General features: G+C 60.7%; 20 protein-coding genes. 12 read left to right on the plus strand and 8 right to left on the minus strand.

Annotation, left to right across the window (positions count from 1 at the left end; translation table 11 throughout):
• Positions 1–90: 90 nt before the first annotated feature.
• From ACORLH_RS21880 to ACORLH_RS21890, 3 genes are all read right to left on the minus strand, one after another.
• Complete coding sequence (locus ACORLH_RS21880; RefSeq protein WP_321830435.1) at positions 91–1,491, minus strand: calcium-binding protein; 1,401 nt, start codon at positions 1,489–1,491, stop codon at positions 91–93.
• Between the two features lie 231 nt (positions 1,492–1,722).
• Positions 1,723–2,274: an ActR/PrrA/RegA family redox response regulator transcription factor gene (locus tag ACORLH_RS21885; protein WP_058243762.1), complete on the minus strand. Its 552-nt coding sequence runs from the start codon at positions 2,272–2,274 to the stop codon at positions 1,723–1,725.
• Positions 2,275–2,375: 101 nt separating this feature from the next.
• Positions 2,376–2,996 (minus strand): SCO family protein, encoded by a 621-nt coding sequence (locus ACORLH_RS21890; protein ID WP_321830436.1) that lies wholly within the window; start codon positions 2,994–2,996, stop codon positions 2,376–2,378.
• 94 nt (positions 2,997–3,090) lie between these two features.
• Between ACORLH_RS21890 and regB the strand changes: the two genes are divergently transcribed.
• The 8 genes from regB (at position 3,091) to trxA (ending at position 15,062) form a co-directional block, all read left to right on the plus strand.
• Positions 3,091–4,491: a sensor histidine kinase RegB gene (regB, locus tag ACORLH_RS21895; protein ID WP_321830437.1), complete on the plus strand. Its 1,401-nt coding sequence runs from the start codon at positions 3,091–3,093 to the stop codon at positions 4,489–4,491.
• Between the two features lie 93 nt (positions 4,492–4,584).
• A complete protein-coding gene (locus tag ACORLH_RS21900) occupies positions 4,585–6,138 on the plus strand; it encodes a PAS-domain containing protein (protein ID WP_321830438.1) in 1,554 nt (517 codons plus the stop codon).
• Between the two features lie 53 nt (positions 6,139–6,191).
• Positions 6,192–6,674: a tRNA (adenosine(37)-N6)-threonylcarbamoyltransferase complex ATPase subunit type 1 TsaE gene (gene tsaE, locus ACORLH_RS21905; RefSeq protein WP_321830439.1), complete on the plus strand. Its 483-nt coding sequence runs from the start codon at positions 6,192–6,194 to the stop codon at positions 6,672–6,674.
• Entirely contained in the window at positions 6,671–7,675 is a 1,005-nt protein-coding gene (locus ACORLH_RS21910) for an aminoglycoside phosphotransferase family protein (protein WP_321830440.1), read from the plus strand. The genes tsaE and ACORLH_RS21910 overlap by 4 nt, the downstream gene beginning before the upstream one ends.
• Complete coding sequence (locus tag ACORLH_RS21915) at positions 7,660–8,355, plus strand: nucleotidyltransferase family protein (RefSeq protein WP_321830441.1); 696 nt, start codon at positions 7,660–7,662, stop codon at positions 8,353–8,355. The genes ACORLH_RS21910 and ACORLH_RS21915 overlap by 16 nt, the downstream gene beginning before the upstream one ends.
• Positions 8,348–11,296 (plus strand): double-strand break repair protein AddB, encoded by a 2,949-nt coding sequence (addB, locus tag ACORLH_RS21920; RefSeq protein WP_321830442.1) that lies wholly within the window; start codon positions 8,348–8,350, stop codon positions 11,294–11,296. The genes ACORLH_RS21915 and addB overlap by 8 nt, the downstream gene beginning before the upstream one ends.
• On the plus strand, positions 11,293–14,667 hold the full coding sequence (gene addA / locus ACORLH_RS21925; RefSeq protein WP_321830443.1) for a double-strand break repair helicase AddA: 3,375 nt from the start codon (positions 11,293–11,295) through the stop codon (positions 14,665–14,667). The genes addB and addA overlap by 4 nt, the downstream gene beginning before the upstream one ends.
• Before the next feature lie 74 nt (positions 14,668–14,741).
• A complete protein-coding gene (trxA, locus tag ACORLH_RS21930) occupies positions 14,742–15,062 on the plus strand; it encodes a thioredoxin (RefSeq protein ID WP_058243771.1) in 321 nt (106 codons plus the stop codon).
• Between the two features lie 132 nt (positions 15,063–15,194).
• Here the strand turns inward: trxA and ACORLH_RS21935 are convergent, their stop codons facing one another.
• Positions 15,195–16,112: a hypothetical protein gene (locus ACORLH_RS21935; protein ID WP_321830444.1), complete on the minus strand. Its 918-nt coding sequence runs from the start codon at positions 16,110–16,112 to the stop codon at positions 15,195–15,197.
• Positions 16,113–16,215: 103 nt separating this feature from the next.
• Between ACORLH_RS21935 and hslV the strand changes: the two genes are divergently transcribed.
• Positions 16,216–16,785, plus strand: a complete 570-nt coding sequence (hslV, locus tag ACORLH_RS21940) for an ATP-dependent protease subunit HslV (protein ID WP_321830445.1) — start codon at positions 16,216–16,218, stop codon at positions 16,783–16,785.
• Between the two features lie 62 nt (positions 16,786–16,847).
• Entirely contained in the window at positions 16,848–17,912 is a 1,065-nt protein-coding gene (locus tag ACORLH_RS21945; RefSeq protein ID WP_321830446.1) for a hypothetical protein, read from the plus strand.
• A gap of 66 nt (positions 17,913–17,978) precedes the next feature.
• Here the strand turns inward: ACORLH_RS21945 and ACORLH_RS21950 are convergent, their stop codons facing one another.
• Positions 17,979–18,374: a DM13 domain-containing protein gene (locus ACORLH_RS21950; RefSeq protein ID WP_321830447.1), complete on the minus strand. Its 396-nt coding sequence runs from the start codon at positions 18,372–18,374 to the stop codon at positions 17,979–17,981.
• 209 nt (positions 18,375–18,583) lie between these two features.
• On the opposite strand from ACORLH_RS21950, the gene hslU reads away from it, so the two are divergent.
• Both hslU and ACORLH_RS21960 read left to right on the plus strand, forming a co-directional pair.
• Positions 18,584–19,891 (plus strand): ATP-dependent protease ATPase subunit HslU, encoded by a 1,308-nt coding sequence (gene hslU / locus ACORLH_RS21955; protein ID WP_321830448.1) that lies wholly within the window; start codon positions 18,584–18,586, stop codon positions 19,889–19,891.
• A 58-nt stretch (positions 19,892–19,949) separates the two neighbouring features.
• Positions 19,950–21,050, plus strand: coding sequence for an alpha/beta hydrolase (locus ACORLH_RS21960; RefSeq protein ID WP_321830450.1), 1,101 nt, complete (start codon positions 19,950–19,952; stop codon positions 21,048–21,050).
• Here the strand turns inward: ACORLH_RS21960 and ACORLH_RS21965 are convergent, their stop codons facing one another.
• From ACORLH_RS21965 to ACORLH_RS21975, 3 genes are read right to left on the minus strand one after another with little or no spacing between them, the layout of a single operon-like run.
• Positions 21,051–21,647: a Smr/MutS family protein gene (locus tag ACORLH_RS21965; protein ID WP_321830451.1), complete on the minus strand. Its 597-nt coding sequence runs from the start codon at positions 21,645–21,647 to the stop codon at positions 21,051–21,053.
• Positions 21,644–22,675, minus strand: a complete 1,032-nt coding sequence (locus tag ACORLH_RS21970) for a murein transglycosylase A (protein WP_321830452.1) — start codon at positions 22,673–22,675, stop codon at positions 21,644–21,646. The genes ACORLH_RS21965 and ACORLH_RS21970 overlap by 4 nt, the downstream gene beginning before the upstream one ends.
• Positions 22,672–23,328, minus strand: a complete 657-nt coding sequence (locus ACORLH_RS21975) for a Tim44/TimA family putative adaptor protein (protein WP_321830453.1) — start codon at positions 23,326–23,328, stop codon at positions 22,672–22,674. The genes ACORLH_RS21970 and ACORLH_RS21975 overlap by 4 nt, the downstream gene beginning before the upstream one ends.
• Positions 23,329–23,409: the final 81 nt, after the last annotated feature.

The raw sequence follows: 23,409 nt of genomic DNA on the forward strand, positions 1-23,409 counted from the left end.
CTTGAAATAGAACCACTATTCCTGCGGCCTTATGCCTTGTCAGGCCCAAAATAGGAGGCACTGAGCATTGCCGATTAATGGGCCCTGAGCCTAGAACCCGTCCAGATACTGATCCAATGTGTTGAAGGCGCCATAGAAGGCCATGTTGTCGACCACCAGATCCTCCTCGGTGATCAGGCCGCCATAGACCGTGATCGTGCCCAGATGATCGCCATCATGTGCACCGCCATTGCCGCCTTGGTTCGAGGTCAGGGTGATCACGCTGTAATCAAAGACCCCATCTTCGTCAAAGTCGACCTGCTCCACCGAAGCATCCACGGTGTGGCCTCGAATAACGATCTGATCGCCCTCTTCGAAGCTGAAGTCCGTGATCACCTCATCGCCGATAGCATCGACCCAGTGGTCATGGGGATTGTCGTTTTCACCCGCCACCCCGCGCCAGTCAATCCGGCCGTTTTCTTGCGTGTGCTTGCGGGCAATCTCCTCGGTGGCGTTGATGTCCAACCGGAAGAAGAAGGTATCCGCCCCAGCCCCACCGGTCATCACATCATTGGCGTCCAGGAAGGGTTGATCTGGATTATAGGTCGGCAACTCAGGATCCTGCGCGATCACCGGCTCACCGGCATCAGAACGGCTGAACAGGAAATCGTCGCCCTCACCGCCATCCAGAATATCGCTGCCAAAGCGGCTGATCAGACGGTCATCATCCTCGCCCCCGACCAGCGCGTCATTGCCGTGGCCATCAACCAGACGGTCATTGCCGGATCCACCCAGGATCTCATCATTGCCGTCGCCACCAATCAGCCGGTCGTTGCCCGCATCGCCCTGCAACAGGTCGTTGCCATCACCGCCGTTCAGGCGGTCATCACCTTCGCCGCCATAGGCGCGGTCATCGCCATCGCCGCCGCGCAGACGATCCGCGCCAGCGTCGCCAAACATCACATCATCGCCGTCCCCGCCGTTGACCCGGTCATCGCCATCCCCGGCCATCACCGCATCGTTGCCGTCGCCACCGCCGATCCTGTCGTTGCCACTGCCGCCAAGGATCTGGTCATTGCCATCCCCACCCCAGAGCCGATCATCACCGCTGCCGCCATCCAGAAAGTCATCGCCCTCGCCACCGGCAAGGCGGTCATCCCCTTCGCCACCATAAAGCTGATCCGCACCGTCACCACCGCGCAGCGTGTCATTACCAGCGCCCCCCAGCACGACATCATCGCCATCGCCGGCATGCACCCGGTCATTGCCGCTGCCGGCATCTACAATATCGTCACCTCTGCCGGCGTGAACGCGATCGTCCCCCTCACCTGCCAGCACAACATCGTTGCCGCCACGGGCAATCAACCGATCATTGCCGCCTTCACCTTTGATGAGATCCGCAGCCTCCGTGCCGCGCAGTTTTTCCGCCAGTGTGGATCCCGTCAGCGTCACCAGAGTGTCAGGCAACCCCTCCGGAAACAACGTTTCCAAAGTCCAGTTAGATGCAGTCATGTCTTCCCCTGAGTGTTTGTCTACTCACCCATCAGTTGCCGGGTTCACTGCACTTGGAACAATACGGGAAAAAGGAGGGGGCGCAGTGGCAACAAATTGGCGAACCTGCGGTAACACCTTCATAAACAGATCAAATTTCTGGGTAGAAGAAACGCAAAAAGCCGCCCAGACGGCGGCTCTTTGACAGGGTCTCTATCTCCCTTTGGGGGAGTGGTCCCGCCGAAACGGGGGTCAGCGGGGGCTGCGTTTGGCGAGGATCCGCTGCAGTGTGCGGCGGTGCATGTTCAGGCGACGCGCCGTTTCCGAGACGTTGCGGTCACACAGTTCATAGACCCGCTGGATATGTTCCCAGCGCACGCGGTCCGCGCTCATCGGGTTTTCTGGCGGCGGCGGCAGCTCATCATCCGAGGCCAGCAGCGCATTGGTGATATCGGTGGCATCCGCCGGTTTTGACAGATAATCCGTTGCGCCGATTTTCACGGCGGCCACCGCGGTGGCAATTGCACCATAGCCGGTCAGTACCACGATGCGGCAATTGGGGCGCTTTTCCCGCAGCACCTCAACCACATCCAGCCCGTTGCCATCTTCCAGCCGCAGGTCGCAGACCGCATAGGCCGGGGGCCGTGCGGTTGCGATCGCTTTACCAGCCGCAACGGAGCCTGCGGTCTCCACCTCAAAGCCCCGCTTTTCCATCGCTTTGGCCAGTCGTTTCAGAAACGGCTCGTCATCATCGAGCAGCAACAGCGATTTGTCTTCGCCGATTTCCTTGTCCAGATCCGCCATGATCAGTCTACCTTCGCGCGTGTTCTGTTAGAATCGTTCTATAGGGCCGTTTGGCTTGCGTCAAACTTGGCTCACCTCCGGCGGCCCTAACTGGTTTATGCTCAACTGTTTTCGATGAAACAGGCCACGGACTCCGCCATCTTCTCGGCCGTCATGTCGCGGCGATAAAACTCGGCAAATCCGGTCTCAGGGAACATCAGATAGGTGAAGGTCGAGTGGTCCATCAGGTAGTACTCGTCATCTCCATCCTTGGGCGTCTGTTTCTTGTAATAGGTCTTATAAGCCCGCGAGGCCGCTTTGACCTGTTCCGGCGTGCCAGTCAGACCAACCATACGCTCATGCATGTAGCTGGCGTAATCGCTGACCATTTCCGGCGTATCACGTTCAGGATCCACCGAAATAAAGACCGAGTTCACATCATGCCCGCGCTCTTCCAGCAGCGCCACCGCCTCACCGTTGCGCGCCGCATCCAGCGGGCAGACATCGGGGCAGAAGGTGTAGCCGAAATAGACCAGCGTCGGCGCGGTGATCACATCCGCATCGGTCACGGTTTCACCAGCGCCATTGGTCAACTCAAACGGGCCACCAATATCCCCGCCAGCCACGGCCGAGGCGCGGCAAGCTGCCAAAGCGTCCCCAGATTGCATCGTGGCGTACCAGGTGCCCCCCAACAGGGCGACAGCAGCGACAACAGCGGTAGAAGCGATCAAAGCGCGGTTCATTTGGTTTTCCTTTATAGGTGCGACATCGTATTGATTGGTCTGAGAGGCATATTTAACAGTAAGCTGCAAAGATCAACGGGACGAAGGCGCGCAGATGGCTGAAACGAAGTTTGACGTGCTGAAAGGCCGTGATCGGGGCAATTGGATCAAGCTCAGAACGATCACTTTATTGCGATGGGGCGCCATCAGCGGCCAGATCGTTGCCATTCTTGTGGCGCAGGAGCTGTTCAACCTGGATCTTGAAATCGGCCTGTGCCTGATGGTGATTTCGGTTTCGGTCATTGGCAACCTGATTGCCATGGTGATCTTCCCCGAGGCCAAGCGCCTGTCGGAAAACGAAAACCTGCTGATGGTGCTGTTTGACCTGCTGCAGCTGTCACTGCTGCTTTACCTGACGGGCGGGCTGCACAATCCGTTTTCCATTCTGATCCTTGGCCCCGTGATGGTGTCGGCCTCAGCCTTTACGCTGCGCTCCACCATTTTCCTGGCAATCGTCACCATTCTGGCCGTCACGCTCTTGGCCGAGATACATCTACCCCTGCGCACGCAGGAAGGGTTCATTCTGCGAATCCCCGATCTCTTTGTGTTTGGCAACTGGATCGCCATCGTGATCGCGGTTTTGTTTCTGGGCATCTATTCACGTCGGGTGACGGTGGAGATGCACGCCATGTCTGACGCGCTGCAAGCCACCTATATGGCGCTCAGCCGTGAACAAAAACTGACCGATATCGGCGGTGTTGTGGCCGCTGCCGCGCATGAGTTGGGCACGCCACTGGCCACCATCAAACTGACCAGCGCCGAACTGATTGAGGATCTGGCCGACCGCCCGGATCTGCAGGAAGATGCCAAGCTGATCCGCGAACAGGCCGATCGTTGCCGCGACATCATGCGGTCCATGGGCCGGGCGGGCAAAGATGACCTGCACCTGCGCCGCGCTCCGCTGGAGGCCGTGCTGCGCGAAGCGGCGGAGCCTCATCTGGACCGCGGCAAATCCATTCATTTTGACGCCATCGCCCTGACCGATGAAGACTATGAACAGCCCATCGTTCTACGCCGGCCCGAGGTCATTCACGGGCTGCGCAACCTGATCCAGAACGGCGTCGACTTTGCCCGTGAAAACGTCTGGATCGAAACCGAATGGTCGGCAGATCAGATCTATGTACGGATCATGGATGATGGCGAAGGCTATCCGCCGCATCTGATTGGCCGGATCGGTGATCCCTTCATGCGCCGCCGCCGCAACACCGGTGAGCCGCGCAAACGCCCGGAATACGAAGGCATGGGTCTGGGCCTGTTTATCGCCAAAACCCTGTTGGAACGTTCAGGCGCTGAATTGACCTTTGCCAATGCCAGCGACCCCTTTGGTGAGGCCCCCGCCGACCCAACCCGGCGCGGCGCGGTGGTCGAAGTGGTCTGGCCTCGCGCCAAGATCGACGGGCAGCCGCGATCCGGCGAAGAGGGCTATCTGGGGCCGAACCAGCCACTGGAAATCTAAGCATCGCGGGGTGTTTCCGCCTCTCGCGCGCCGCGTTAACCATTTGTTAACTTCCGGGAACAACCCTTAAGGGCAGACGCCCTGAGGTTTTCCATGATGTATTTTATCGATGTCGTTTATGTTGGCGCCACTGCTTTGCTGGCCTCGGGCCTGTCCTATCGCCTGCTGGAATGGCAGTCCAAAAAGAACCTGCCGCCGGTCACAAGGGTCGAACCTGAAACAGTTTTTCTGTTTGAAGGGGACCGTTTGATTGACACCAGCGACTGCGCGGAGCAGCTGCTGGCGATGCACCATATCGAAGGTCGCAGATGGTCGGATCTGCGCAGCGTGCTTGCGGAACGGTTTCCCAATTTCCCTGAATCAGCACCGCAATCTGCAACCGTTTTGCCCATGATCATCGATTCTCAGGATCATGGTCGCGCCAGTCGCATCCAGATCGAACAGGTGCGTACCCGGCTGCGGGTGTCTCTGATTGAGCGCACCGAAGAGGATGAAAACACCGCCGAGCGTTACCAGCGGCGGATCTGGGAAGGGCAGGTGGAAACCCTGCGCAACGCCACCCATCACGCCCCCTATCCGATCTGGCAAAGCGATAAAAACGGGCGCATCCTCTGGGCCAATACGGCGTATGAGGATCTGATCACCGCATGTGGCCACAGCTTCGAAATTGAGGATGGCGCCCGCGGTCTGCCCCCAGTCTTCGATCTGCCCGCATCGCCCACATTGCACCGCCATCGGTACCGAACCTCGGTCACGCTGAAACCGGGACAGGAGGTGCTGTGGTATGATGTGAACTCGATCCGCGAGGATCACTTCACCATGCATTACGCCATCGACATCAACGCGGTTGTCCAGGGTGAGGCGGCGCAGCGGACCTTTGTGCAGACACTGACCAAGACCTTTGCCCAGCTTTCAATCGGGCTTGCGATTTTTGACCGCAAACGGGTTCTGACCCTGTTCAATCCCGCCCTGACGGATCTGACCCACCTGCCGCCCGGATTTTTGTCCAACAGGCCTAGCCTGCACAGTTTCTTTGACCAACTGCGAAACGCCCAGATCATGCCGGAACCGCGCAGCTACACGGAGTGGCGGGACGACCTGACAGAACTGGCCAATGCCGCAGCGGACGGGCAATATCAGGAGATCTGGAGCCTGCCGTCCGGGCAGACCTACCGCGTCTCAGGCCGCCCACATCCCGACGGGGCGATTGCCTTTTTGTTCGAAGATGTCAGCGCCGAAGTATCGCTGAGCCGGCAATTCCGCACCGATATGGAGTTGAACCAGGCCGTTCTGGATCTGATCCCGCAGCCCATCGCGCTGTTTTCGTTCCAAAACACGCTGCAATTTCGCAATCAGGCCTACCGGGATCTTTGGGCCGATGAACCACATGCCGATGATGCGGAGGTCAGCATCATAAACAGCCTCGCACATTGGTGCCGGCACAGCCAAAGTGACGCCGGTTTCGCCGCCATGGCCGAAGGGCTGGCGCATGACGGCCCGATCAGCCTGGATCAGACATCACTGCGCCTGAAGGATGGCCGGTGCCTACGGGTGATGGTGGATCGCCTGCCCGGTGGCGCGCATATGTTGTGGTTTTCCGATGCGGAAAGCCGCAAACCCCGGTTGGAACTGGTCAAAACCGCCTAACCGGTCCCCCCGGTTTCCCTTGCAGCCACCGGTGCAGCGGGTAATCTCGCGCCATGCTCAAACTGCACCTTTCCTCGGCCGAGGCCACCGCTGATCTGGCCCGCGCCATTGCGCCCCTGTTGCGGCCGGGCGATGTCCTGCTGCTGGAAGGCGGCATTGGCGCCGGCAAGACCCATTTCGCCCGCTCTTTGATCCAGTCGCTGCTGCTGGAACCCGAAGATGTGCCCTCACCCACCTTCACTTTGGTGCAGGTCTATGATGGCGAGAACTGTGAGATTTGGCATAGTGACCTCTACCGCCTGTCCGACCCGGACGAAGCGGTCGAACTGGGGCTGGAGGAGGCCTTAGAAACCGCGATCTGTCTGGTGGAATGGCCTGATCGACTGGCGGATCTGACGCCGCGGTCTGCGCTGACCCTCACCTTCGCCGTGGCCGAAGAAGGCAGCCGTGATCTGATCCTCAGCTGGCAGGATGCCCGCTGGGCAGAACGACTGAAAGATGTGATCGGATCTGACACGCAGGACGGCGCCGCATGACCCGCTCCACCGCTGCGTTTTTGGCGCAAACCGAATGGGCAGACGCCCGCCGCAGCCCACTGGCCGGTGATGCCTCCGCCCGTCGTTATGAACGGCTGCATCTGGGGAATAGAACCGCCGTTCTGATGGATGCCCCGCCGACCAGCGGTGAGGATATCCGCCCCTTCACCAAAATCGCCCGCCATCTGACCGGCCTGGGATTTTCCGCCCCCGCCATTCTGGCAGAGGACGCCGCGCAGGGCTTTCTGCTGCTGGAAGATTTCGGCGATGCCTTGCTGGCGCGGCTGACGGCGGAGGATCCCGCCTGTCAGACCCCGCTATACACCGCCGCGACCGATGTTCTGATCGCGCTGCACCAAAGCCCACCACCAGAAGGGATCGAGGCCTTCACGCCGGATGTGATGATGTATCAGGTGGCCCCATTGTGGGATTGGTATGTAGGGCAGGGTGTGGCGCAACCCGAATTGGCAGAACGGTTTTCGACCCTGTTCCAGCCTATTCTGCGCCAATATGCCAATGATCAGTCGGTGATGATCCTACGCGATTATCACGCCGAAAACCTGATTCACCTCCCCGACAGAACCGGTGTTCGCCAAATGGGGCTGTTGGATTTTCAGGACGCCAAAGCCGCGCAACCGGCCTATGATCTTGTCTCCCTGCTGCAAGACGCCCGGCGGGACGTGCCTGAGGCGCTGGAGCGATCAATGATCGACCACTATTTGGCCAATTCCAGCCAGAACAGAGACGAGTTTGAAACCAGCTACGCCGTGCTGGGCCTGCAGCGTAATCTGCGCATTCTAGGTGTACTGACCCGCCTTTGCCTGCATCTGGGCAAGGCGCATTACGTTGATTTTCTGCCCCGCGTCTGGGGATACGTGCTGCGCAACCTTGCCAATCCGGTACACGCACCGCTGCGCCCGATTTTGGCGGAATTGCCCGCCCCAACCGCTGAATTTTACCAAGACCTGAAAGACCGCGCCGCCACATGCCCAGATCTGTAACCCCCGATACCGTGATGCTCTTCGCCGCCGGGTTCGGCACCCGCATGGGGGCGCTGACGGCGAAGCGGCCGAAGCCCCTGGTGCCGGTCGCGGGCCGCGCATTGATAGATCACGCGCTGGATCTGACCGCGGCGGCAGGGATCAGCAAAACCGTGGTTAATCTGCATTACCGGGGTCAGATGATCCGCGATCACCTGGCGGGGCGGCAGATCCTCTTCGCGGAGGAGCCGGAGATCCTGGAAACCGGCGGTGGGTTGAAGGCGGCGCTGTCGCTTCTGGGCCCGGATCCGGTGCTGACGCTGAATTCTGACGCGATCTGGCAGGGCCCAAATCCGATTGAGGCGCTTCTGGCGGCCTGGGATCCCACCCGGATGGATGCGATGATGATGCTGATTCCGCCGAAACAGGCTCTGGGTTACGCGGGGCAGGGTGACTTTCACATGGCCGAAAATGGCCAGCTCACCCGCGGGCCCGGCGCGATCTATGGCGGGGTGCAAATCCTCAAAACCGAAGGTTTGGCCGAGATCGATCAAAACGCCTTTTCCTTGAACCTGCTTTGGGATCAAATGCTGGCCAAGGGCCGGCTGTTCGGCCTGACCTACCCCGGCGCATGGTGTGACGTTGGCAATCCCGACGGGCTGAAACTGGCCGAAGACCTGATTGGAACCACAGATGTTTGACCCCAGTCCCCGCCCACGTGTCTACGGTGTTCCTTCGGGCGCTGATTTCCCCAAGGCACTGGCGAACGGGTTGATGGCACGGTCAGACAGCAACCGCCCAGACCAGTTGGCGCGCGCGCAGGTTTTGCTGAACTCCACTCGCATGGCGCGACGTGTGCGTGAAGTGTTTGATGCCGGCCCCGCGCTGCTGCTGCCACGTCTGGGGTTGGTCACCAATCCGGGCGCCAGTCTGGACACCGGCAAACGCCTGCCCGACATCCCCGAAGCCGTCTCCCCCCTGCGGCGGCGGCTGGAACTGACCCAGCTGGTCGATCGCCTGCTGGACAGCCAGCCGGATCTGGCGCCGCGGGCCTCGCTCTATGATTTGTCGGACAGTCTGGCCGCCCTGATGGATGAAATGCACGGCGAAGGTGTGGATCCCGACGTGCTGCGCGACCTCGATGTCAGCGATGAAAGCGGCCACTGGAAACGGGCGCTGGGGTTTCTGGACATCGTGCAGCACTTTTTCACCGATGCGCATGAAGCACCGGACAAGGAAACCCGTGCCCGCATGGTGGTCAACGCGCTGGCTGAGGGCTGGGCGGATGCGCCGCCAGAGCACCCGCTGATCATCGCAGGCTCCACCGGGTCGCGTGGTACCACGATGTTGCTGATGAAGGCGGTGGCGCAGCTGCCGCAGGGCGCGATTGTGCTGCCGGGCTTTGATTTTGACATGTCCGCGCAGGGCTGGGCCGATCTGAAAGACGCGCTCACCAGCGAAGACCACCCGCAATACCGCTACGCCAAACTGTTGGACGAACTGGGCCTGACCCATCGTGATGTCGAACGCTGGGACACTAGCGAAGCGCCCTCAGAGGCGCGCAACAAGCTGGTGTCGCTGGCGCTGCGACCTGCGCCTGTGACCGATCAATGGCTGGAAGAGGGGCCACATCTGACCGGTCTGGATCAGGCATTCGCCGGGGTCACTTTGGTTGAGGCCCAGTCACAACGGGATGAGGCTTTGGCGATCGCCCTGCGTCTACGCCAAGCGGCGGAAGACGGCAAAACCGCCGCCTTGATCACACCGGACCGTATGCTGACACGTCAGGTCAGCTCAGCCCTCAGCCGGTGGAACATCACCCCCGATGACTCCGCCGGGACGCCATTGCAATTGACGGCGCCGGGGCGCTTCCTGCGCCATATTGCGGCTCTGTTTCACCGCAAACTGACCTCTGAGGCGCTGCTGGTCCTCTTGATGCACCCGCTGTGTCACACCGGCGGCAAACGCGGTGAGCACCTGCTACTGACCCGCGAGTTGGAGCTGATGATCCGCCGCCGTGGCATGCCCTTCCCTGACCCAGAGGTGCTGCGCGCCTGGGCCGTCGCCCGGGATGAGGATATGGCAGAGCCTTGGGTCGAATGGTTGATCACCTGTTTTCTGGAGAAGGACGCGGGCGGCAAGGCGATGCTGGCCGACCACCTAACTGCCCATCTGGCGCTGGCTGAACAGATCGCCGATGGCAGCGCGCCCGAGGGTGTCAGCGAACTGTGGCAGGAACTGGCGGGCCGCGCGGCTGAGGCCACGGTTGCCCGACTGCAGGCGGATGCCGATGCCGGAGGGGAGCTGAGCCCGCTGGATTATGCCGACCTGTTTGGCGCGGTGCTGTCACAGGGCGAGCTGCGCAACCCCGATGAGCCACATCCCAACATCCTGATCTGGGGCACGTTGGAGGCCCGGGTGCAGGGCGCCGATCTGGTCATTCTGGGCGGCCTGAATGAGGCCAGCTGGCCCGAAATGCCCAAACCCGATCCGTGGCTCAACCGCAAAATGCGCCATGATGCGGGTCTGTTGCTGCCGGAACGTCGCATTGGCCTGTCGGCGCATGACTTCCAACAGGCGATTGGCGCGCCTGAGGTCTGGTTGACCCGCTCGGTCCGGTCCGAGGATGCGGAAACTGTACCCTCGCGTTGGCTGAACCGAATGGTCAACCTGATGAACGGTCTGCCGGAACAGGGCGGCACTGCCGCGCTACTGGGCGCGCGCGCCCGTGGTCATCATTGGCTGGCAATGGCCCGCAAGCTTGAGGAGCCGGGCAAAACCTCACCAGCCCCGCGGCCGTCACCACGCCCGCCGGTTGCCGCCCGTCCACGGCAATTGTCGGTCACCGAAATCCAACGCCTGATCCGCGATCCTTACGCGATCTACGCAAAACATGTGCTGCGCCTGCGGCCGCTGGATCCGCTGATGCGCGCGCCCGATGCCCTGTTGCGTGGGATCGTCACCCACTCGGTTCTGGAACAGTTCATCGATGACACCCAGGCCGATCCCGACACGATGACCGCTGATCACCTACGCGGCCTGACAGACTCTATCCTTGCGGAAAACGTGCCTTGGCCCGACACCCGCACCCTGTGGGAGGCACGTATTCACCGCATTGCCGATTGGTTTGTCGCCACCGAAAAGGACCGCCGCCAACAAGCCACCCCAACCCATTTTGAGGAAAAGGGTGAGCTGCGCATGGCAGAGCACGACTTCACCCTGACCGCCCGCGCCGATCGGATCGACATAGACGACATGGGCCGCGCCCACATCTACGATTACAAAACCGGCACGCCCCCCACCGCCAAGGCGCAGATCGCGTTCAACAAGCAGCTGCTGCTTGAGGCCGCGATGGTCAGCCAAGGCGCGTTTGAAAAGATCGGCATGGCCGATGTGGCGCGCGCCTTGTTCATTGGCCTTGGCGCAAAACCGGCCGAGGTTCGTGCCCCATTGGAAGAGGAAACGGTTGAACAGGTCTGGGAGAAGTTTGAAAAGCTCATCGCCCGCTATTTCGACCCCGCACAGGGCTACACCGCCCGCCGCGCGCTGTTCAAAGACGATGACTTTGCCGAATATGACCAGCTGGCCCGCTTTGGCGAATGGGATGTGACCAGCAAGGCGCAGGCGGAGGATCTGTCATGAAACGCAATGAGGCGACCGAAAAACAAGTCCGCGCCGCGCGCCCAAACCACTCGACCTGGCTGTCGGCCAATGCGGGATCGGGCAAAACCCGGGTACTGACAGACCGCGTGGCACGGCTGCTGCTGGAGGATGTGCAACCGCAGCACATCCTTTGCCTGACCTACACCAAGGCGGCCGCATCTGAGATGCAGAACCGGCTGTTCAAACGCTTGGGCGAATGGGCGATGCTTGGGGATGATGCGGTGCGCGCGCAGCTGCTGGATCTGGGCGTGTCCGGCGCCGTCAGCAATGAGGATCTGCGCAACGCCCGCACGCTGTTTGCCCGCGCGATTGAAACGCCGGGCGGGTTGAAGATCCAGACAATCCACTCGTTCTGTTCTTCGCTGCTGCGTCGTTTCCCGCTGGAGGCCCGGGTGTCCCCCCAATTTGCCGAAATGGAAGACCGCGCCGCCGCGCTGCTGCGGGCCGAAATCGTGCAAGATCTGGCAGAGGGGGAACATGCCGATGTCGTCAAACGTCTGGCGCAGTTCTTTGGTGGCGAAGATTTCGAAGGTCTGACCGCTGGCATTGTGCACAAACGCGCCGACCTGGCTGAACCGCTGGATCATGCGGGCGTCATGGCACTGTTTGATCTGCCCGCTGATTTCGACACTGTTTCACTGGAAAAGGACGTTTTTCTGGGCGGCGAGGATGCGCTGATCGCCGACATTCTGCCCTATCTGGACGCCGGCACCAGCACCGATCAGAAGGCCGCAACCAGCCTGCGCCTGATCCCGGAGCTGTCGCTGAAAACCCTGCCGATGCTGGAAAAACTGTTCCTTTTTGGGGCTTCTGCAGCATCGCCCTTTGGGGCCAAGATCGGCAAGTTCCCGACCAAGAAAACCCAAGCCAACCTTGGCACTCTGCTGCCCAAGCTGGAGGATTTCATGCGCCGGATCGAAGATGCCCGCGCCCGTCGCCTGAGCTTTGCAGCGGCTCAGAAAACGCTGGCTCTGCATGACTTCGCTGGGCTGTTCCTGCCTGCCTATGAGCGGCGCAAACAGATGATGGGCTGGTTGGATTTTGACGATCTGATCCTGAAAGCCCGCGATCTGCTGACCGATCCGGCGGTGGCGGCCTGGGTGCTTTACCGATTGGACGGCGGTATTGACCATATTCTGGTCGATGAAGCACAGGACACCAGCCCGGCCCAATGGAAGGTGATTGAGCTGCTGGCGCAGGAATTCACCTCGGGCGAGGGCGCGCGCACCGATAAGGAACGCACCATCTTTGTGGTTGGTGACAAGAAACAGTCGATTTATTCCTTCCAGGGCGCAGACCCACGCGAATTTGACCGGATGCAGGCCGAATTTGCCGACCGTCTGGGCGCGACCGAAAAACCGCTGAACGCGATGGAGCTGCAGTTTTCCTTCCGCTCCTCTCACGCGATCCTCAGCCTGGTGGATGAGACCTTCAAAGGCCGCGATCAATCCGGTTTCCCCGAAGGTTCCGAACACCGGGCGTTCAAGGATCAGATGCCAGGGCGGGTGGATTTGTGGCCAGTGATCGACCCAACCAAAGACGACAGTGACGAGGAATGGGAAACCCCCGTCGACCGTCTGGGCGCCAAACATCACATGGTGCAACTGGCCGATCGCATCGCCCGCGAAATCCGCCGGATGGTGGATGAGAAAGTCACTATTCCAGCCGAAATCGGCCATTCCGGCAACTACCAGATGCGACCGGTGAGTGAGGGGGATTTCCTCATCCTGGTCCAGCGCCGCTCGGCCCTGTTTGCTGAGATCATCCGCGCCTGCAAGGAACAGCGGTTGGCTATCGCAGGTGCTGACCGGCTGAAGGTGGGCGCGGAATTGGCGGTGCGTGATCTGGCGGCGCTGATGTCCTTCCTCGCCACGCCGGAGGACAGCTATTCATTGGCTGTCGCGCTGAAATCACCGCTGTTTGGTTGGGGTGAACAACAGCTTTTCGACCTCGCCCATCGCCGTAAAGAACGCCACCTGTGGCAGGCGCTGCGTAACCGGCGGGCGGAGTTCCCTGAGGAGTTGGCCGTGCTGGACGATCTGCGCAGCAAGGCCGATTTCCTGCGCCCTTACGACCTGATCGAACGGATCCTGACCCGCCATGACGGCCGCCGTAAACTGCTGGCCCGTCTCGGGGACGAGGCCGAAGATGGCATCAACGCCTTCCTCGCCCAGGCGCTGAGTTACGAACGCAGTGCTGTGCCGTCGCTGATCGGCTTCCTGCAATGGATGGAAACCGATGAGCTGGAGATCAAGCGCCAGATGGATGCGGCCTCGGACCGGATCCGGGTGATGACGGTGCATGGCTCCAAAGGTTTGGAGGCACCGATCGTCATCATGCCTGACACCGGCAAACGGCTGGTGCAGCTGCGCGACGACCTGCTGGAAGAAGACGGTCAGGTGATGTGGCGCGTCAGTTCGGACCAAATGCCGGCCAAAATGGCCTCAGCCCGCGACGCGCGATTGGCGGCGGAGGAGGCGGAGCGTGATCGCCTGCTCTATGTCGCGATGACGCGGGCTGAAAAATGGCTGATTGTGGCCGCGGCGGGCGATTTGGGGAAAGACGGCAACGCCTGGTATGACAAGATCGGCGCCGCGATGGACCGGCAGGGCGCTGGCGAACACGACTTCCCCTTCGGCACCGGCAAACGGGTGAGCCACGGCAATTGGTCGGCGGATCTGGCGCCTGCAAAACAGGCCGAAACCACCCCTGAGGTCACCTTGCCCACCTGGGCCAAAACAGAAGCCACGGCGCCCACACACGGGCAGGGTACGCTCAGCCCCTCAGACCTTGGTGGTGCCAAGGCGCTTGCAGGGGATGCCGGGCTGGATGAAGAGGCCGCCAAAAAGCGCGGCCGTCAGATCCACCTGCTGCTGGAGCATCTGCCGGACGCGCCGCAGGCGCAGTGGCCCACACGGGCGGCCAAACTGCTGGCCACGGGCGAGGATGCGGCGGGCGACGACGCGGTGCCGGCCCTACTGGCGGAAGCTACAGCCGTCCTGACCACCCCCGGCCTGCAACACCTGTTCACCGATCTGGCGCTGGCGGAGGTGTCGGTCAGTGCCACGTTGGAAGCCCTGCAAGGGCGGCGCATTCACGGCACCATCGACCGCCTCATTATCGATCACGACTCTGTGCTTGCGGTGGATTTCAAAACCAATGCCACGGTGCCCGCAGGCCCCGCCGAATGCCCCCTTGGGCTGTTGCGGCAAATGGCGGCCTATGCCCATGCTTTGCAACAGATTTACCCGGACAAACAGGTGAAAACAGCGCTGCTCTGGACCCGCACCGCGGAGCTGATGTTGTTGCCTGAAACATTGGTCACACAATCCCTTGAGGCGCCCCTCTGAGCGCTATGTCATCTTGACGCCGCTCAGGCGGATACCTAGGTTCGCCTTCGAACTCAGTCTTTAGGAGAGAACCCATGGCCACCGTCGCTGCCACCGATGCCACCTTTGATGCCGAAGTCAAACAGTCCGATGTCCCCGTTGTTGTGGACTTCTGGGCGGAATGGTGCGGCCCCTGTAAACAGATCGGCCCGGCCCTGGAAGAGCTGTCGGCTGAGATGGAAGGCAAAGTGAAAATCGTCAAAGTTGACGTTGACAGCAACCCGCAGGCCGCCGCCGCCATGGGCGTGCGTGGCATCCCGGCGCTGTTCATCTTCAAAGACGGTCAGGTGATCTCAAACCGTGCCGGCGCCGCACCCAAGGCCGCGCTGCAGAGCTGGATCAACGAGTCAATCTAAGCCCTCACCCTCGGGACATCGAAAACACCATAGACCCCCGGCCTCATGGCTGGGGGTTTTGCCTTTCAATGACCCTCAAATACTCCGGGGGGAGCGCGGCAGCGCGATGGGGCAGCGCCCCGCCGATCTGCCTCAGATCGGCCAGCCACCGCGGCGGATCGCCTGACGGATCTTGTTCTCCGCCTCCTCACGGCCCGCGTTGATCGACATCTCCTGCCAGAACCACCAGATGTATCGTGCGTAATCCGGTGCCTCAGCCTGTACCGCGTCAAAAGCGGCATCGCGCCCATTACGGAACACATCCCCGGCGATGTGGTGGAAATCGACCCGCGCAAACAACACGCAAGGCTTACCGAAGAAATAGCCGTTAAACGCTACTGAGGAGTTCTGCGTCACCACATAGTCACAGCGCGCCAGCATCTCCTCCATCAGGGCCTCGCGCAGGCTGAGCCGGGGAAAGCGTTTGGCCAAGGTCTGCAGCTTGGCGCGCTCAGCACCTGTCACAATCTCATTGGGGTGCAGCGTTGCAACCACCCGGCGGCCGGGATCGCGTTGCAACGTAGCGACCAGCATTTCGATAGGCGAACAGGTTTGAAAGGACCGGCGTTCTGCCAGGCGGCCCTGCAGTGGCACGTAGACAAACCCATCCCGGCCAATATCCTGCACCGCCTCCCCAAACAGGCGTTTGCGCCAGAAATTGTAGAATTTCTGTGCTTCGCCGCCGTCGATCTTCTCGGGCTTGAAGCGGGCTTTGGCGACCCGCCAATCCCAGCGTTCGGTGGTCGGTTCAATCTGCCAGAACGGGTAGTGATAGACCCGGCGCATGGTCAGGCCCCGCGCGTTCAGCGGCTGATCCATATGAAACATCGCATAGCTGTTGCGGGTCTCACTCTGACTGCGGTCTGACAGTGCATTGCCGTGGATGGCGGTTGAAAACCCACCCTTTTCCAGAACCGTGATCACCTTGTTGATGAAGTTATGTTTGCCCGCCTCAGCAGAGGATCTGAGCCCCGGTTCCAAATAGAAATCAACGTGTTTTTCAACCATCATGTGGCGAAGCTACGGGTTGCGCCCGCGCAGGGCAAGGCTGACGCGCACCTCTTGTGTTGATGCGGCGCAGCTTCCATATAGGCGCAGACGATAGGAGGCAGACATGGCAGACGACAACACATCGGGAACCTTCCCCGGCTGGCACGGCACCACGATCATCGGGGTGCGCAAAGGGGGCGAAGTGGTGATTGCCGGTGATGGGCAGGTCTCGCTCGGCCAGACCGTGATCAAAGGCTCCGCCCGCAAGGTGCGCCGCCTCAGCCCCGGCGGTCATGACGTGATCTGCGGCTTTGCAGGATCCACCGCGGATGCCTTCACCCTGCTGGAACGGTTGGAGGCCAAACTGGAGGCCACGCCCGGCCAACTGGCCCGCGCCAGCGTTGAGTTGGCCAAAGACTGGCGCACCGATAAGTACCTGAAAAACCTTGAGGCCATGCTGATCGTCACCGACGGGCGCGACATGTTCGTGATCACCGGCGCCGGCGATGTGCTGGAGCCGGAACATGACGTCACCGCGATCGGGTCCGGCGGCAACTTCGCCCTGGCTGCGGCGCGCGGCATGATGGACAGCGACCGCAACGCTGAACAGGTGGCCCGTGACGCCATGGCGATTGCCGCTGATATCTGCGTTTATACCAATGGCCGGCTGACGGTCGAAGCCATCAAGGGCTAAGCCCAGTGACAGGCCGGCGCTTGCCGGCCTTTTTTATTTTCATTGCGAACAGGATATTCACCATGATTGACCGCGACGATATTCGCGCCGCCGTAGGGTCGGGCCTGCTGAGTGAGGCACAGGCTGCGTCACTGGCGGCCCTGGCAGATAGCCGCAGGGGCGCGCGGGAAAACCTGGCGCCGGGGGATGAGCCGTTTGAGCTGTTCAAAGGCTTCAATGAGATCTTCATCGTCATCGGATTGATGATCCTTGCCGGTGGCTGGATCGCCGTGAACTCGCTGTCGGCTTTGGGTGAGATCACCAATGTGCAGCTGAAAGTCGCCTCAACCGCCGCCGTGGGGGCGGTGATCCTATGGGCGCTGTCGGAATATTTCATTCGCCGCCGCCGGATGGTGGCGCCCGCCATTGCGCTCTCGGTGTTTTGGGCCGCCAACGCCGGGTCCGGCATCACCGCCTATTTCGCCCAGCCCTTTATGGTCGCGCAGGAGGATCTATCCTCGCTGCCGCTGCCATTGGCGCTGACCACCGCCGCTGTAGCGCTTTACTGGCTGCGCTTCCGGGTGCCGTTTGCGATGGCGCTGATCGCCGTTGGCGTCTTTGCCCTGGCCTTGATGATGGGCGCAAATCGCGCTGGCACGCCGGAAGACATCAGCGATCTGTTCCTGCTGTCTGCGGATGGGCCTTTCGCCTTTATCACCCTGGCGGTTGGCGTGGCGGTCTTCGCCGTTGCGATGATTTTCGACATGTCGGACCCACACCGTGTGACCCGCCGGTCGGCGCAGGGGTTCTGGCTGCATGTGGTGGCGGCCCCTGCATTGGTGAACACCATTGCCCTGTCACTGCTGAACAGCGAAAGCGCCTCGGCCTATACGATCCTGATGGTCTGGCTGGTGGGTTTCGCGCTGGTGGCCATTATCATCGACCGCCGGTCGTTCCTGATTGCCGCGATTGGCTACACCGTCACGCTGGCAGGCACTGTGTTTGATGGCGAAGGGGCGGCGATGACCATCTTGTTGCTGGGCATCTTCCTGGTGGTTCTGGGGGCCTTCTGGGCGCGGATCCGCGCCGCGCTGCTGGCCCCGTTGGAGGCGATCCTGCCGCTGCACCGGCTGCCCCCGTCCCATTAAACGGGCATAGGGAACACAAAAAGGGGCAGCGCGATGCTGCCCCTTTGTTACAGGTGAATTCTGCGATTATTTCAGTTTCGCCACGCCCAGCGGGACGCTGGCAACCTCACACCAGATATAAACCTCATTGTATTGCGAGATCCCTTTGGTCTTGGGCACCGCATAATACTGTTTGCCCTTCAGACGCAGCAACGCGCCCAGGTGGCTGTCAGGGTCATAGGTACCATCTGTGCCAAAGCCCACGCGCGGGTCCGGCCCGCCATCAAGCGAGAAGTCATCGCCCAGTTCGACCACATATTTGTCTTCAATCTCAACGATTTGCACGGATCCGCTGGTCACGTGGTTTGACCGGCCTTCAAAGGTTCCCTTTTCCCCGATCATCGCTGCGGATGCGGGGCGGGCAAGGGTGCTGACAGCAGCGGTGGCGGCGGTGGCGGCAAAAAACTGGCGGCGGTTCATCATTTTCGCTCTCCTCTCATGTAAGCTCGCCCTCATGAGAACAGGCGTGATGCGGCGAAGATAGCCATGCTCACCGCGCTGTGACGGCCCGTTATGGGGCGTGACCCTTTGTGACAGCCCCACCCCCGACATGAGCACCCGCTTGCCGATCACCTTGCGTTTTCGGCCACCGTGCTTAGGTTCCCCGGTGACAACAAGAAAGCATGAGACACATGACCGATCTGACACCGCGTGAAATCGTATCCGAGCTGGACCGCTTTATCATTGGCCAAAATGACGCCAAGCGGGCCGTGGCCGTGGCGCTGCGCAACCGTTGGCGGCGCAAGCAGCTGTCGGATGATCTGCGCGATGAGGTCTATCCGAAAAACATCCTGATGATCGGCCCCACCGGCGTTGGTAAAACCGAGATCTCACGCCGTCTGGCCAAATTGGCCCGGGCCCCCTTTATCAAGGTTGAGGCGACCAAGTTCACCGAAGTGGGCTACGTTGGCCGCGATGTGGAACAGATCGTGCGCGATCTGGTGGATGCCTCGATCGCAATGACCCGCGAATTGATGCGCGAAGATGTGAAAGCCAAGGCGCGTCAGGCGGCTGAGGATCGTGTGATCACCGCCATCGCCGGCGAAGATGCCCGCGAAGGCACCCGTGACATGTTCCGCCGCAAGCTGATCGCGGGTGAATTGGACAACACCATGATCGAACTGGATCTGGCGGACACCTCAAACCCGATGTCGATGTTCGACATTCCGGGCCAGCCCGGCAACCAGATGGGCATGATGAACCTTGGCGATATCTTCGGCAAAGCCCTGGGCGGCCGCACCACCCGGCGCAAGATGACCGTTGCTGAAAGCTATGAGATCCTGATCGGTGAAGAAGCGGATAAACTGCTGGATGATGAGACCGTCACCAAAACCGCCCTCGATGCGGTGGAACAGAACGGCATCGTGTTTCTGGACGAAATCGACAAAGTCTGCGCCCGGCAGGAGGCCCGCGGTGGCGACGTCAGCCGTGAGGGTGTGCAGCGCGACCTGTTGCCCCTGATCGAAGGCACCACCGTCAGCACCAAACATGGGCCGGTGAAAACCGACCACATCCTGTTCATCGCCTCAGGCGCCTTCCACATCGCCAAACCCTCGGACCTGTTGCCGGAACTGCAGGGCCGTCTGCCCATTCGGGTGGAGCTGCGGGCGCTGACCGAAGAGGATTTCGTGCGCATCCTGACCGAAACCGACAACGCGCTGACCCGCCAGTACACCGCGCTGATGGGCACTGAGGAGGTGGAAGTCACCTTCACCGAAGAGGGGATCGCAGCGCTGGCCAAGATCGCCGCTGACGTGAACCAAAGCGTGGAGAATATCGGCGCGCGGCGTCTTTACACCGTGATGGAGCGTGTTTTTGAAGAGCTGAGCTTCACCGCGCCAGACCGGTCCGGCCAATCTGTCACCGTGGATGAAGCCTTCGTGCAGGAAAATCTGGGCGAATTGACAAAATCCGCCGACGTCAGCCGCTACGTCCTATAGTCAGGGCGGCCGAAACGCACTAGCTCTAGGGTGTCTTGATGGCACCCGGAGCATTGCTTTGCGTCTTTTTCTGATCTCATTTTTTATCCTCCTGACCGCCTGCGCTGATCGTTTGGCGGTGCCTGTTTCAGATGGGCCCGTTGCGGGCGGCGATGAACAAACCATTTTGGTCGCCTCCCTGCGGGACAGCATGGGCACCGATTGGTTCACTGGCGAACGCGCAGAAACCCTCAGCTTCCTTGATGTTGATGTCGCCATTCCGCCGGAACGTGACACGGGTCAGCTACGCCTGCACCGGCACGCTAATGTTGATCCTGCGAAGTATTTCACCATCACGGACCGGCAGGATTATGACAGCCGCCGTGCCTTCAGCCGGGCCATCCAGAACCAGATGAAAGATGTGCCGCGCGATCAGCAGGATCTGGTGATCTACGTGCATGGCTACAACAACAGCTTTGCTGATGGGGTGTTTCGCGCAGCGCAGATGGCGCATGATTTTGACATCACCGGCGCCATGCTGCATTTCAGCTGGCCCTCAGCCGCCAATTCACTGGGCTACACCTATGACCGCGACAGCGTGCTCTACTCCCGCGACGGGTTGGAGGAAACGCTGCGCGCCGCCGCCGATGCCAACCCCCGCAGGATCATTCTGATTGGCCATTCACTGGGCACCATGCTGGTCATGGAAACCCTGCGCCAGATCGAAATCAAAAGCCCGGGTTGGGCCGACCGCACCCTTGGTGGCGTTGTTCTGATTTCCCCGGATCTGGATGTGGACCTGTTTCAGGCGCAGGCCCGCCGCTTTGCCGAATTACCGCAACCCTTTGTGATCTTTGTCTCAAACAAAGACCGCGCCCTGCAGCTAAGCGCCATGATCAATGGCTATCACCCTCGTCTGGGCGGCCTTGAGAGTGCGGAGGAACTGTCAGAGTTTCCGCTGACCCTGATCGATGTCAGTGAATTTGCCGAAGGGTTGGGACCACAGCATTTCACCGTTGGCACCTCACCTGCATTGATCAAGATCCTGGGTGCTGGCAGTGAATTGCAATCCGCCTTTGACGAAGATCGCGCGGCGCGCTCTGGTCTGCTGCCGGGCACAGTCATCACGGCCCAACGGGCAACGCAGGTGATCCTGTCCCCGCTGTTGCTGACGCAGTGATCAGCGGCTGCGGCGCAGGTAAACGTAATAGGCGCCACTGCCGCCATGGCTGATATGGGCCTCTTGCACCTGCATCACGATGTGGTTCAGTGGCGCCATTTTTAGCCATTGCGGCACGTTGTGTTTCAACACGCCATAACGCACCGGGATCGGCCCACCCTCATCGCGGTGTTTGCCTTTACCGGTGATCACCAGCACCAGACGTTTGCCCTGGGCATGGGCCCGCTGCACAAAACCGATCAGGGCCGGATGCGCCTTATCCATGGTCATGCCGTGCAGGTCGATCCGCCCCTCAGGCACCAGCTTGCCGCGTTTCATCTTGCCGTATTGTTTGGCGTCCATCTGCACCGGATCGCGGCGCAGCCCCTCCCGGATCGAAGGGGCCAGACTGTGCCCCGCGCCTGTGCTACCTGCCTTGGAGCCAACCTGAAACATCTCCAGATCAGCCGGGCTGTGATGTGCCTTGGGCTTCTTCATCGGTTTGGGTTTGGGCTTTGGCAGTTCCGCGCGGGGGCGTTCCGGGTGCAGCCGTTCGGCGGTTTCTGCCACCTTCTTCCACAGCGCTACCTCTTCATCGTTCAGGCGGCGGCGGCTCATTGCTCCTCCTCCAGAACCGAAGCATAGGCGCGCTGAATGGGCATCAGCACATACATCCGGCCGGGATCGCGCAGACGACCCGCAGACTTGCCAGCAGTATCCCCGGTACCAAAGAAGATATCGGCCCGTTGTGCGCCTTTGATCGCCGAACCAGTGTCCTGCGCGATCATCAGACGGCGCATTGGGCCTTCGCCATCCTTTTCCACCCAGACCGGCGCGCCCAGAGGGGTATATTTCGGATCAACCGCGACCGAGCGCAGCGCGGTGATCGACCGGTTCATAGCCCCCAGCGGCCCCTTTTCGGGGCTGACGCGGGTCACTTTGCGAAAGAACACGTAAGAGGGATTGTGGCGCAGCAGCGCCGTGCCGTCGATCGGATTGCGGCGCACCCAGTTCTGGATCACCTGGGCAGACACCTGATGCGATTTGTAGATTCCACGGCGGATCAACTCCTGCCCGATGGAACGGTACTTGTGACCGTTGTTGCCGCCATAGCCCACCCGAAGGTGTGCGCCCGACGGCAGGCGGATACGACCAGACCCTTGGATTTGCAGGAAGAAAAGCTCCACCGGGTCATCAACCCAGGCAATTTCCAACCCGCGCCCCTTCATGGTTTCGCCGGTTTCAATCTGTTCACGGGTCAGCCATTGCCCCTTGGCTTCGCGGGGTTTGGCATAGACCGGAAACCGGTACCGCGCTGTGGGGGTCAGGGATCCGTCCAGCTCAGGCTCAAAATAGCCGGTGAACAACGCCTCTTTGCCCGCCTCTTCGATCAGAACGGGTCGGAAAAACAACTCAAAAAAGGCGCGGGGGTTTTCGATGGATTCCGCCACAGCGCAGAGCGCGGCATAATCCACCTGATCCATATCCATGCAGGTGTTCAAAAACACCTGCAAAGCACTGGCGTGGTCGTCCTTTTCCCAGCCTTCAAGGTCCTGAAAACTCAGGACCTTGTAAGACAGGTCAGCCTGGGCTGAGGTTGCGGTAAGCAACCCCGCCAGGGACGCCGCCGCCAGTCTTGCGATCATTCGCCTGTGGCCACCAGCTGCCAGTTGGGGTTATCGCTGCCCATCTGGCGGGCAAAGGTCCAAACGTCTTTCTGACGTTTGATCTCATCCTTTTTGCCCTCGATGATATCACCTGCGTTGTCGCGCACGACCGAGGTCATCTCACCCACGAAGCGGACGGTGATTTCTGCCAGGTTATTGGCCGAGATTTCGGCATCCAGCAGCTGCACTTCGCGCACACCAATGAACTCTGCCTCAACAGACAGGCCCTGGGCGTTGCGGCTTTCGATCACTTCGGCGAAGCTTTCATAGACGTCGGAGTCAAGGAAAGGCTTCAGCTCAGCCAGATCGCCCCGCTCAAAGCCCATCAGGATCCATTCATAAGCCGACCGGGCGCCGCCGATGAAATCCGCCACACCAAAACCGGGTTCAATGCGCTTCATCGCGGCCAGCGCTTTGGCGGCATCGCTGTCTTCGGCAACATGGTCCGTGATGTCGCGGTCAGGGCCGCCTTCGATCACCTCAAATTGGTTCTGACGGCGCGCATTGTTCGGCGCCTCGCGGGTGACTGGTTTCTCAAACCCCTCGCGCGTGCCCAACACATTTCTCAACCGCAAAACCAGAAAGATTGCGATCCCAACCAGTACCAGAGTTTGCAACATCGTGGAGTCCATTCTATCCCTTTCGACGCATGGGCGTTTAAACACCCTGTTAGGAACCTTATGTAGGTGAGGCAGGCGGCCAAGTCCACTGCG

It is taken from the genome of Thalassovita sp. (assembly GCF_963691685.1).
Taxonomy (GTDB): Bacteria; Pseudomonadota; Alphaproteobacteria; order Rhodobacterales; family Rhodobacteraceae; genus Thalassobius.